Source organism: Gordonia jinhuaensis, from assembly GCF_014639795.1.
Classification (GTDB): Bacteria; Actinomycetota; Actinomycetes; order Mycobacteriales; family Mycobacteriaceae; genus Gordonia_B; species Gordonia_B jinhuaensis.
In genome coordinates, this window is sequence record NZ_BMGC01000028.1 from 1 (window position 1) to 12188 (window position 12188).

Here is a 12188-nt window from a genome sequence, read left to right on the forward strand (position 1 = left end):
GAACTCAACGAACGCCCCCGACAGACACTCGGCTTCTACACCCCACGCGAAAAGTTCGAAGCCCTCCTACGAGACAACGTTGCTTGCACGGGTTGACGGCTCTCATCCATTCTTGGTAAACGCAACCAGTGCAATGGGTGCGGCCGGGAGAAGTGGTTGCGTTGATACAGACGCAACCAGTTCACGACACACGCAACCAGTTCATAAGCGGCTGGGCGGCTCGTCGGCTCCGCGGCTCCCCGCGAACCGTCAGTGCCAGCCGAAGTCGTTGCGGAGTCGTGCGGCGACGTGATCGAAGCGGGTGCGATCGAGAACAGCGCCTTCGCGCCGGATGCCGTGTTGGGGCACCTCGAGGATGCGGTCGAGGCGCACGAAGCTCTCCTTGTGCGTCGCAGCCGCGCCGACGCCGTCCCAGCTGCCGGTGCCCAGTGACATCCAGTCGGGGTCGTCGCGGTGATAGTGCTGACTCGACAGCATCAGCCCGAGGATGTGTGTGCCGTCGCGTCCGACCACCAGAACCGGGCGGTCTTTGCCCCGATGTGGATCGTCCTCGTATTCGACCCAGGTCCAGACGATCTCGCCCGGGTCGGCGTCGCCGTCGGGATCGGGCCGGTATTCGATACGGCGTGCCCGGGTGGACGTGGGATAGGTCGAGGCGGCGCCTGGATGGGAGGGCTCGATGATGCCGCTCATCGGCGGAGTCCGAAGAGATCCTCGGCGGCGTCGGCAGCCAGCGATGCGGCTCCGGTGCGCTCCGGCCGCAGGTCGTGCCCCGTACCGGCGACCTCGACCAGTCGCGTCGGCGCGTCGATCAGAGTCATCGCCTCAGTGATCTCGTCGGTGGTCGCGAACTGGTCGCGTTCACCATGGACGACGACGGTGGGGCGGGAGATCTTCGGCAGATGGTCCACGCGGGCCCGCTCGGGTTTCCCCGGCGGATGCAGTGGATACGACGTGCACAGCAGACCGTGGGCGAGGGCGGGATCCTCGGCGACCACCATGCTGGCCTGCCTGCCCCCGTAGGACTGGCCGCCCAGAATCAGGGGTGCATCGGACTCCTGGCGCATCGCGGCGACGGCGGCCACGATGCCTGCGCGATCAGCGGCCGCCCCCGACGGACTCGGCGGGCCTTTGGGGCGCCTCTGCCGATACGGCAGGTCGATACACGCCACCAACCATCCGCGGTCCGACAGCTCCGTTCCCAGCGCGACCATGATCGACGAGTCGCGGTTGCCGCCGGCGCCGTGGGCGAGAACGGCGACGGCCGCCGGATCGGTGCCGAGGGGCCGGTAGAGGGTTGCGCGGACACCATCGCTTTCGTAGATCTCGCGTTCGGGGCCCGAATCGTGAGGGTCGCCGCCGTCGCTGTCAGCCATCGTCGCCTCCCGACATTCCGCCGTACATCACATGCGCCATCGTGGCATCTGCGCCGACATGAGAAAATGGGGACTCACCGTATCCCTCGAGGAGTGAGTTCGATTCCCAGCTTCGCCGACACGACGTTCACCGATCCCGCGAGGATCCGGAACTTCTGCATCATCGCCCACATCGACCACGGCAAATCCACCCTGGCCGACCGGATGCTGCAGCTCACCGGTGTGGTGGACGAACGTCAGATGCGCGCCCAGTACCTCGACCGGATGGACATCGAGCGTGAGCGCGGCATCACCATCAAGGCCCAGAACGTCCGCCTGCCGTGGCGCAAGGACGACACCGATTACGTCATGCATCTCATCGACACGCCCGGCCACGTGGACTTCACCTACGAGGTCTCGCGTGCGCTGGAGGCCTGCGAGGGTGCGGTGTTGCTTGTCGACGCCGCGCAGGGCATCGAGGCGCAGACGCTGGCCAACCTGTACCTGGCCATGGAGAACGATCTGACGATCATCCCGGTGCTCAACAAGATCGACCTGCCCGCGGCGGATCCGGACAGATACGCCGCCGAACTCGCCCACATCGTCGGCTGCGAACCCGACGATGTGCTGCGGGTGTCGGGGAAGACCGGCGAGGGTGTGGCCGAGCTTCTCGACGAGGTGGTGCGGCAGGTACCTGCTCCCACCGGCGACCCCGACGGCCCGGCGCGGGCGATGATCTTCGACTCGGTCTACGACACCTACCGCGGTGTGGTCACCTACGTTCGCGTGGTCGACGGCAAGATCCTGCCGCGCGAGAAGATCCGCATGATGTCCACCGGCACCACCCACGAGCTGCTCGAGGTGGGGATCGTCTCACCCGAACCCAAACCGTCCAAGGGGCTCGGCGTCGGTGAGGTGGGCTATCTCATCACCGGCGTGAAGGATGTGCGCCAGTCGAAGGTCGGCGACACGGTGACGTCCGCGCGCGACGGCGCCACCGAGCCGCTGACGGGCTACCGCGAACCGCATCCGATGGTCTATTCGGGCCTGTATCCCGTTGATGGTTCGGACTACCCCGACCTGCGCGAGGCTCTCGACAAGTTGCAGCTCAACGACGCCGCCCTCACCTACGAGCCCGAGACCTCGGTGGCGCTGGGATTCGGCTTCCGGTGCGGCTTTTTGGGCTTGCTGCACATGGAGATCACGCGTGAGCGGCTCGAGCGGGAGTTCGGCCTCGACCTGATCTCGACCGCACCGAACGTGGTCTACCGCGTGGTGATGGAAGACGGCACCGAGCATGTGGTCACCAACCCGTCGGACTGGCCCGAAGGCAAGGCCCGCCACATCTACGAGCCGATCGTGAAGACCACGATCATCGCGCCGAGCGAGTTCGTGGGCACCATCATGGAGCTGTGCCAGTCGCGGCGCGGTGAACTCGGCGGGATGGACTACCTGTCGGAATCGCGGGTCGAGTTGCGCTACACGATGCCGATGGCCGAGATCATCTTCGATTTCTTCGACTCGCTGAAGTCGCGCACGCGCGGATACGCCAGCCTGGACTATGAGGAGGCCGGCGAGCAGGAGGCCGATCTGGTGAAGGTCGACATCCTCCTGCAGGGGGAGAAGGTGGACGCGTTCAGCGCCATCGTGCACAAGGACGGCGCCTTCGCCTACGGCAACAAGATGACCACCAAACTCAAAGAACTGATCCCGCGTCAGCAGTTCGAGGTCCCGGTGCAGGCCGCCGTGGGCTCCAAGATCATCGCGCGAGAGAACATCCGCGCGATCCGTAAAGATGTGCTCGCGAAGTGTTACGGCGGCGACATCAGCCGTAAGCGCAAACTGTTGGAGAAGCAGAAGGAGGGCAAGAAGCGGATGAAGACCATCGGACGGGTCGACGTCCCGCAGGAGGCCTTCGTCGCGGCGCTGTCCTCGGATGCGCACGCCGACAAGCCCAAGGGTAGTAAGTAGCGGCCACGCCTACCGCTGCGATCAGACCAACAGTCAGGGGAGTTGCCAGTGTCCACCAATCCCGTTCTGGTGCAGTCGAATCTGCCGCATGATCTGCCGGATTTCGCGTCGATCTCCGACGATGACTTCCTGCCGGCCTTCGAGGAGGCGATGTCGGCACATCTCGCCGAGATCGACGAGATCGCCTCGAACACCGACGAACCCACCTTCGTCAACACCATCGAGGCGCTCGAGGGCAGTGGTCGTGCGTTGGCCCGGGCCGCGGGGATCTTCTTCAATCTGGTGGGTCCCGACACGAATCCGACACGCAACGAGATCTCCCAGAAACTCGCCACGTCGCTGTCGGAGCACTCGACCGCGATCGCGTTGAATGCGGCGTTGTTCGCCCGGATCGACGCCCTTCATTCTCAGCGCGAGTCGCTCGGCCTGGACGAGCCTCAGAAGCGGTTGCTGGAGAAGCGATATCGCGACGCTGTTCGTTCGGGTGCCGCACTCGACGAGCAGGGCAAGGACACGATGCGTGCGATCGCCGGGCGACTGGCCGTCCTGGAGACCACGTTCTCCCAGCGGGTGCTCGACGACTCCAATGCCAGTGCGGTGTTCGTCGACTCCGCGGACAAGCTGGACGGGATGTCGCGCTCGGCGATCGACGCAGCACGCCGCGCAGCGGCCGATGCCGGACACGACTCGGGATACTCCGTGGCACTGGAACTCCCGACCAGTCAGTCGGCGCTCACGGTGCTCACCGATGCCGACACCCGCGCCGCGGTGTTCGAGGCGTCGGTGGCGCGGTGCGGTCGTGGCAACGAGTTCGACACCTCCGAGATCGTCCGCGAGATCGTGTCGCTGCGTGCGCGTCGCGCCGAACTGCTGGGCTACAGCAGTCACGCCGAATTCGTTCTCGCCGACCAGACCGCCCCGAGTGTGGGCGCGGTACGCGAACTGCTCGGTGACCTGACCCGCGCCGCGATGCGTGCGGGCACTGCCGAACTGGCGCGCATCGAGAAGTTCGCCGGTGAGCAGATCGGCGCCGCCGATTACACCTACTGGCTCGAGCGTGAGCGCGCCGAGAGCGCGACGGTGGACCTGGCGCCGTTCGCCGACTACTGCGAACTCGACACGGTGCTCACCGATGGTGTGTTCTATGCGGCCGGACAGCTTTACGGACTGCGTTTCGTCGAACGCGATGACCTGCACGGCTACCACCCGGATGTGCGCGTCTTCGAGGTGTTCGACGAGGACGACACTTCCATCGGGCTCTATCTCGGTGACTATTTCGCACGTCCGTCCAAGCGGGGCGGGGCGTGGATGAACAACATCGTCGATCAGTCGAGCATGTTGTCGCAGACGCCGATCGTGGTGAATGTGCTCAACATCCCCAAACCCGATGAGGGACAACCGGCGTTGTTGACCTTCGACCAGATCACCACGCTGTTCCACGAGTTCGGTCACACGCTGCACGGGCTGTTGTCGGATGTGCGCTACGAATCGCAATCGGGCACGTCGGTGCCCCGCGACTTCGTGGAGTTCCCCTCGCAGGTGAACGAGATGTGGGCGCTCGATCCCGATGTTCTGGCGCACTATGCGCGACATCACGAGACCGGTGAGCCGATCCCCGATGCGCTCGCGGCCGCGGCCCGGGCTTCGGTGGGAACCGAAACAGCCCACGGCACAATCGAATACCTCGGCGCTGCACTGCTCGATCTGGCATGGCATGAGGTGTCCTCGGCGCAGGCCGAGGCGGTGGGCGATCTCGATGAGTTCGAGAGGTCCGCACTCGAGGCGGCCGGGATCGCCGACGACCTCATCCCGCCACGCTACAAGACGCGCTACTTCAACCACATCTTCGGCGGTGGCTACTCCGCGGGCTACTACGGTTACATCTGGTCGGAAGTACTCGACGCCGAGACCGAGCAGTGGTTCACCGCGCATGGTGGCCTCCTGCGGGAGAACGGCAGGGTTTTCGCCGACTCGACGCTCAGTCGTGGCGACAGCGTCGATCCCGTTGCCGCGCATGAGAAGATGGTCGGCCATCCGCGCGACGTGATGCCACTGCTGCGTCGCCGTGGACTTGCCTCCGACAGCGCCGGCACCGACGCCCCCGACTCGTCGGAATGACTTCGCCGACGTGACAACGCAGCCTCAGGCCGCGCGTCAGGATCTGTCGCGTTTCGCGCTGTTGAGCATCGCGGCCGCCGTGGCGACCATCGCACTGAAGGTGATCGCCTGGCGTGTCAGCGGATCGGTCGGCCTGCTCTCGGATGCGGCCGAGTCGGTGGTCAACCTCGTCGCGGCGGTGGCCGCATTCATCGCGCTGCGGGTGGTGGCGGGGCCGCCGGATGCCGATCACAACTTCGGGCACACCAAGGCCGAGTACTTCTCCTCGGTGATCGAGGGTGTGCTGATCCTGGTTGCGGCCATCGCGATCATCGTCGCGGCCATCGACCGCCTCCTGCACCCACGCGAACTCGATTCGGTGGGACTGGGTTTGGTGATCTCGGTGATAGCCACAGTGATCAACGGTGTGGTCGGCGTGGTGCTGATCCGCATCGGCCGCCGACACCGGTCACTGTCGCTGGAGGCCGACGGGCGCCACCTCATGACCGACGTGTGGACCACGATCGGCGTGATCGTCGGGGTGTTTCTCGTCGCGGTGACCGGCTGGCTGCCACTCGATTCCCTCGTCGCGATCGCCGTGGCGATCAACATCCTCGTCGTGGGCGGTCAGCTGGTGTGGCGGTCGACGGCCGGCCTGATGGACACCGCGCTGCCTGCCGAGGATGTCGCGACGATCGAGCAGACCCTCGAGCCCTACCGACGCGAGGGGATCGTGTTCCATGACGTGCGGACCCGCGAGTCGGGTTATGCACGCTTCGTGCAGATGCACATGCTGGTGCCGGGCCAGTGGACCGTGCAGCGTGCGCACAACCTCAGTGAGGAGGTCGAGGAGGCGCTGACCGGCGCGCTCGATCACCTCCGGGTGACCATCCACATCGAACCGGTCGACGATCCCCGGTCCTACGAGTCGTGGCGTCTGGACCAGCCGGACTGATGGCGCGCGGCCTGGTCGCGTTCATGCGTACCGCCGGCCGGTGACGGCTGATGCTGGTGCGGGCTCAGGACTCCGCGACCAGTGACGCGCGGGCGTCCTCCAGCGCCGCGCGGGTCTCCTCGTCGACCTCGGGATAGTGGGGATCGAGGGCGGTCAGTGTCTCGAGCAGGATCGACAGGGTGGTCAGCCGGGAGAACCACTTGTGGTCGGCAGGCACGACATACCAAGGGGCGTAGTCGGTGCTGGTATGGGTGAGCATCTCGGAGAAGGCGTGCTGGTAGTCGTCCCAGCGCTCTCGTTCGGCGAGGTCGGTCGAGGAGAATTTCCAGTTCTTCTCGGGGCGATCGATGCGCTCGAGGAAACGCTTGCCCTGTTCCTTCTTCGACACGTTGAGGAACAGTTTCACCACCACGGTGCCGTTCTCGGTGAGGTGGCGCTCCCAGTTGTTGATCTGGTCGAATCGCCGCGCCCAGATGCCCGAGGTGTGCAGTGTTGCGGCCTTGGGCCACAGCATCTCCGGGTGCACGCGGGTGACGGTGACGTTCTCATAATGCGAGCGGTTGAACACCGCGATCCGGCCGAGTGCGGGAGCGGCGATCTGATGACGCCACAACCAGTCATGGGATGCCTCCAGCGAACTGGGGGCCTTGAAGCTGTAGACGTCGACACCTTGCGGGTTCATCCCGGACATCACGTGCTTGATCGTGGAGTCTTTTCCGGCTGCGTCTATCGCCTGCAGGACCACCAGCATCGACCGATCGGCGCTGGCGTAGAACCGGTCCTGCAGTTCGAACAGGTGCTTTTTGGCTTCGGCCAGCGCCTTGTTGCCCGCATCCTTGCCCAGATCGTCTTTGTATCCCGGATCGAAATCGCGGTGCAGTTTCACTCGCGTTCCCGGTTCGACACGGGCACCGTCGGCGAGTTGTTTCCAGTCGACTGACATGCAGATCAGGCTAATCGCCCGTAGCGCGGTGCCGGTCATTCTGCGTTGCCGATCACTGTGCGGTGTGCGCGGCTGTCGGGCAGTCATCGGACATGCCGGTAGATTCGTCTGGGCAATCCACCATCGTGCCCTCGCGCCGAACCGTTGCGACGTCGATTGCCGCACGGTGCGGTCGATGCTCGCCGGACCCGGCGCATCGGCCCGCGGTGGAGGGGGTTGTGCTCAGAGTGATTTAAAGGGTGAGGACTAGGGTGGTCGACGTGGACGCGGTACTGAACTGGTGGGACCAGGTGGAGTCGTGGCTGACCTCGCTGTCGTTCGTCCCGCAGCTGGTCGTGAGCCTCGCGGTGCTCATCCCGCTCGCGATCGCTGCCGCATCTGCCCTGAATCTGCTGGTCCACGGCGTTCTGCGCCTCCTCGACCGTCGCGAGCTGCCCGGACCTTCCGGAGACCGCCGTTGATGCCCCGCTCCAAGGTCACCATCGCGCTGATCCTGTTGGTCCTGCTGGTGGTCATCGCCTGGCTGGTCACCACGCTCTGAATCTCGACCCCGCCGTCTGCGCAGCGGGTCTCGCACTGCGAACCCGCTGCTATCGTCTCCTCTCGTGGCGAACAGAGGACACGTCGTGGGGCACCGGCTGGTGCTGCTCGGTGTCGAATACCTCTGCGTGCGCGACGTGATCTGTCGGTGACACCAGTCATCTGTCGGTGACACGCCGACGGTCGGTGAACGCAGCGGATGTCCCGCTGACGCCGACCACCGCGCGAGGGAGTACTCGCGCGCATTGTTCCACGTCGTCTCCCTCGGTGTCCGCCGCGGTTGGTGCTTCCTCGCCCGCGGGACCGGACACCCATGCATGTTGCTCTTCAGGAGGTCGTTTCAGTGTTCGGAGGCCATCGCCCCGCGCTGCGGAATGAATCGGTGTCGCCACGGCGCCCACTGCCGTGGGTGTTGCTGGCGGCGATCGTGATGCTCGTCGTCTCCGCATGCGGCGCAGGCTCGACCGACGAGCCCGGTGGTGCCGACATCTCCAGCGGTAAGCGCCACGTCACCCTCATCGCCTATGCCACGCCCAAGCCGGGATTCGACGCGATCATCCCGGCGTTCCGTAAAACCGAGCAGGGCCGCGACGTCGGCTTCTATCAGTCCTACGGCGCGTCCGGCGACCAGTCGCGCAAGGTCGCTCGCCGCGTGCCGGCCGACGTGGTCAACTTCTCCGTCGAGCCCGACGTCACGCGACTGGTCAAGGCGGGCCTGGTCGACGAGAACTGGAAGAAGGCGTATCCGAACAACTCGACACCGTTCGGGTCGGTGGTGGTGCTCGTGGTACGTAAGGGCAATCCGAAGAACATCCACACCTGGAACGACCTGCTGCGGCCGGGGATCTCGGTGATCACTCCGAACCCGTCGAGTTCGGGATCGGCCAAGTGGAACCTGCTGGCTCCCTACGCGGCGGTCAGCGACGGCGGCAAGAACCGTGCAGCGGGCCTGGACTACGTGCGTGAGCTGGTGCGCGATCACGTACGGGTGCAACCGTCGTCCGGGCGTGCGGCCACGACCGCCTTCGAGCAGGGGCAGGGCGATGTGCTGATCAGCTACGAGAACGAGGCCATCATGCTCGCCCGCAAGAACGCCTCGGCTCCGGCCTCGCAGCGTATCGACTATGTGGTGCCCTCGACCACCTTCAAGATCGAGAACCCGGTGGCGATCGTCAACACCACCGAGAACCGTTCGGCAGCTGAGGATTTCGTGTCCTATCTGTTCACTCCGCAGGCGCAGCGCATCTGGGCGCAGCAGGGATTCCGCCCCGTCGACAAGACCGTGGCCGCACAGACCGCCGACCTGTTCCCCGGCACGATCGACAAGCTCTGGACGATCAAGGATCTGGGTTCTGAGCTCGGCAAGGGCACTGCGGCGAAGAACAAGGGCAAGGACCTGACCGGATGGAAGGCCGTGGACTCGGCACTGTTCGGCACCAGCGGTGAGATCACGAAGATCTACGATGCGGGAGGCAAGCAATGACCGCCGATGCGCAGGTAGGCAAGATCGGCGCCGGTGACACCGGGCGGGGCGACGCCGGCCGGAGCCGCACACGTCGCCGCCGATCGCGGCATGCGGTGGGAACCAGCCCGCTGGGTCTGGGCATCTCGATGCTGTGGCTCTCGCTGATCGTGCTGCTGCCGATCGCGGCACTGGTGGTCAAGAGTTTTGACGACGGGTGGAGTGGGTTCGCCTCGGCGATCACCGCCGACAACGCCCTCGCGTCGTTCCGCGTGACGATCGGTGTCTCGCTGGTCGTGGCGATCATCAACGTGGTGATGGGGACCATCGTGGCGTGGGTGCTGGTGCGCGACGACTTCCCCGGCAAACGCTTCGTCAACGCGCTGATCGACCTGCCGTTCGCGCTGCCGACGATCGTGGCGAGCCTGGTGCTGCTGTCGCTCTACGGACCCAACAGCCCGATCGGTGTCCACGTCAACGCCACCAGGTTCGCGCTCGTGATCGCCCTGACCTTCGTGACGCTGCCGTTCGTGGTGCGCCAGGTGCAGCCGGTGCTGATCGAACTCGACAAGGAAGTCGAGGAGGCCGCGGCTTCCCTGGGGGCGAGCAACCTCACCACGTTCCGACGGATCATCCTGCCCTCGCTGGTGCCGGCCATCCTGACCGGCGGTGGCCTCGCCTTCGCCAGGGCCATCGGCGAATTCGGTTCGGTGGTGCTGATCGGTGGCAACATCCCCGGTGACACCCAGGTGACCTCGCAGTACATCCAGCAGCAGATCGAGATCGACAGCCCGGTCTCGGCCGCGGCGGTGTCGGTGGTGCTGCTGGTCATCGCGTTCGTGGTCTTGCTGATCCTGCGGATCTTCTCCCAGCGCGCGTCACGCCGAGAGGAACTGAGCTGATGAAGGTCTCACCGCTGGCCCGCTACGGGCTGCGCACCATCGCACTGGCCTACCTGTTCATCCTCGTGGTGGTTCCGGTCGGACTGATCTTCTGGCGCTCCTTCGAGCACGGGTTCGGACAGTTCTGGGACTGGATCACCACACCGGCGGCGATCGCCGCACTGCAGCTGAGCCTGCTGATCCTGGTGATCGTGGTGCCGCTGAACGTGATCTTCGGCGTCGTGATGGCACTGGCCTTGGCGCGCAGCGACTTCCGCGGCAAGAAGCTGGTCGAAGGTGTGGTCGACATGCCCTTCGCGGTGTCACCGGTGGTCGTGGGTGTCGCACTGATCCTGTTGTGGGGGTACGGCGGCTGGTTCGGCGGTGTGGAGAACCTCGGCTTCCGGGTGATCTTCGGGCTGCCGGGTATGGTGCTGGCCACCATCTTCGTGACGCTGCCCTTCGTGGTCCGCGAGGTCGAACCGGTGCTGCGCGAGGTGGGCACCGAGCAGGAACAGGCCGCGGCGACCCTGGGTGCCAACAGCTGGCAGATCTTCTGGCGCATCACCTTGCCGGCGATCCGCTGGGGACTGATCTACGGCATCATCCTCACCGTCGCGCGCGCACTGGGTGAATACGGCGCGGTGACGATGGTTTCGTCGAATCTGCCCGGTGTGTCCCAGACGCTCACGCTGCTGGTGTCCTCGCGCTACACCGACGACTACAACGAGTTCGGCGCCTACGCCGCAGCCACCCTGCTGATGATCGTCGCGCTGGTGATCCTGTTCGCGATGACGTTCATCCAGCGCCGCGAGGTGGGTGACCACCAGGCGGTGGTCGACCGCAAGCGTGGCCAGGCCGACTCGGACGAGATCTCCGACGATGTCGGCGCAGTGCCGGAATCCGCGACCAGCGATCAGCCAACCCAGGGCGAGAAGGAGTACGTCTGATGACCATCTCGGTGCGAGGCGCGAACAAGCGCTATGGCGACTTCGCCGCACTCGACAACGTGTCGCTGGAGATCCCGGACGGATCGCTCACGGCGTTGCTCGGCCCGTCGGGATCGGGAAAGTCGACGCTGTTGCGGTCGATCGCCGGACTCGACGAGCTGGACTCGGGCGTCATCACGATCTCCGGTGACGACGTGACCGGGCTGTCGCCGCAGAAGCGCGACATCGGATTCGTGTTCCAGCACTACGCCGCCTTCAAGCACATGACCGTGCGCGACAACGTGGCCTTCGGTCTGAAGATCCGCAAGCGCCCCAAATCCGAGATCACGGCGCGGGTCGACGAGCTGCTGGAGGTGGTGGGGCTCACCGGTTTCCAGACGAGATACCCCGCACAGCTCTCCGGAGGCCAGCGCCAGCGGATGGCGTTGGCGCGGGCCCTCGCCGTCGACCCTCAGGTGCTGCTGCTCGACGAGCCCTTCGGTGCGCTCGACGCCAAGGTTCGTGAGGATCTGCGCCGCTGGCTGCGCCGCCTGCACGACGAGGTGAACGTGACGACAGTGCTCGTCACCCACGACCAGGCCGAGGCTCTCGACATCGCCGACCGGATCGCGGTGCTCAACCGCGGTCGGCTCGAACAGGTGGGCAGCCCCGACGACCTCTACGAGCGTCCGGCCAACGAGTTCGTCATGTCGTTCCTCGGGTCGGTGTCGCGGCTCAACGGCGCACTCGTGCGTCCCCACGACATCCGCCTGGGGCGTACACCGGATCTCGCGCTGGAGACGGCCGATCCGGCCTCGGCCCAGGCCGGTGTGCTCAAGGCACGCGTGGACCGTGTGGTGCGCTTGGGATTCGAGGTTCGCGTCGAGCTGACCGCCAGCTCCAGCGGGGAGTCGTTCATCGCGCAGATCACTCGCGGCGACGCCGAGGCGCTGGGATTGCGGGAAGGTGATGAGATCTTCGCCCGGGTGACGCATGTGCCCGAGACGGGGCTCATCAGCGTCTGATCGCGCGAGATCGGTCCTGTCGACCGATCT

Annotated in this window: 11 protein-coding genes; 8 read left to right on the forward strand and 3 right to left on the reverse strand. The window is 65.6% G+C overall.

Annotated features, from left to right (window positions below):
* Positions 1–249 precede the first annotated feature (249 nt).
* The gene (locus tag IEW22_RS15305; protein ID WP_188587491.1) at positions 250–693 is read right to left on the reverse strand and encodes a type II toxin-antitoxin system PemK/MazF family toxin; all 444 of its coding nucleotides are present in this window, start codon (positions 691–693) and stop codon (positions 250–252) included.
* The gene (locus IEW22_RS15310) at positions 690–1376 is read right to left on the reverse strand and encodes an alpha/beta hydrolase family protein (protein WP_188587492.1); all 687 of its coding nucleotides are present in this window, start codon (positions 1374–1376) and stop codon (positions 690–692) included. The genes IEW22_RS15305 and IEW22_RS15310 overlap by 4 nt, the downstream gene beginning before the upstream one ends.
* Positions 1377–1442: 66 nt before the next feature.
* On the opposite strand from IEW22_RS15310, the gene lepA reads away from it, so the two are divergent.
* From lepA to IEW22_RS15325, 3 genes are read left to right on the forward strand one after another with little or no spacing between them, the layout of a single operon-like run.
* On the forward strand, positions 1443–3326 hold the full coding sequence (lepA, locus tag IEW22_RS15315; protein WP_229742759.1) for a translation elongation factor 4: 1884 nt from the start codon (positions 1443–1445) through the stop codon (positions 3324–3326).
* A 48-nt stretch (positions 3327–3374) separates the two neighbouring features.
* Positions 3375–5444: a M3 family metallopeptidase gene (locus tag IEW22_RS15320; RefSeq protein ID WP_229742761.1), complete on the forward strand. Its 2070-nt coding sequence runs from the start codon at positions 3375–3377 to the stop codon at positions 5442–5444.
* 10 nt (positions 5445–5454) lie between these two features.
* The gene (locus IEW22_RS15325; RefSeq protein ID WP_188587494.1) at positions 5455–6378 is read left to right on the forward strand and encodes a cation diffusion facilitator family transporter; all 924 of its coding nucleotides are present in this window, start codon (positions 5455–5457) and stop codon (positions 6376–6378) included.
* A gap of 64 nt (positions 6379–6442) precedes the next feature.
* Here the strand turns inward: IEW22_RS15325 and IEW22_RS15330 are convergent, their stop codons facing one another.
* Entirely contained in the window at positions 6443–7321 is an 879-nt protein-coding gene (locus IEW22_RS15330; protein WP_188587495.1) for a PPK2 family polyphosphate kinase, read from the reverse strand.
* Positions 7322–7581: 260 nt separating this feature from the next.
* Between IEW22_RS15330 and IEW22_RS15335 the strand changes: the two genes are divergently transcribed.
* The 5 genes from IEW22_RS15335 to IEW22_RS15355 all read left to right on the forward strand — a co-directional run bounded on the left by IEW22_RS15335 (position 7582) and on the right by IEW22_RS15355 (position 12158).
* Positions 7582–7782, forward strand: a complete 201-nt coding sequence (locus tag IEW22_RS15335) for a hypothetical protein (protein ID WP_188587496.1) — start codon at positions 7582–7584, stop codon at positions 7780–7782.
* A 509-nt stretch (positions 7783–8291) separates the two neighbouring features.
* The gene (locus tag IEW22_RS15340) at positions 8292–9344 is read left to right on the forward strand and encodes a sulfate ABC transporter substrate-binding protein (protein ID WP_229742770.1); all 1053 of its coding nucleotides are present in this window, start codon (positions 8292–8294) and stop codon (positions 9342–9344) included.
* A complete protein-coding gene (gene cysT, locus IEW22_RS15345) occupies positions 9341–10225 on the forward strand; it encodes a sulfate ABC transporter permease subunit CysT (RefSeq protein ID WP_188587498.1) in 885 nt (294 codons plus the stop codon). Before IEW22_RS15340 ends, cysT begins: the two co-directional genes overlap by 4 nt.
* Positions 10225–11154, forward strand: a complete 930-nt coding sequence (gene cysW, locus IEW22_RS15350) for a sulfate ABC transporter permease subunit CysW (protein ID WP_188587499.1) — start codon at positions 10225–10227, stop codon at positions 11152–11154. Before cysT ends, cysW begins: the two co-directional genes overlap by 1 nt.
* On the forward strand, positions 11154–12158 hold the full coding sequence (locus tag IEW22_RS15355) for a sulfate/molybdate ABC transporter ATP-binding protein (RefSeq protein WP_188587500.1): 1005 nt from the start codon (positions 11154–11156) through the stop codon (positions 12156–12158). The genes cysW and IEW22_RS15355 overlap by 1 nt, the downstream gene beginning before the upstream one ends.
* Positions 12159–12188 lie beyond the last annotated feature (30 nt).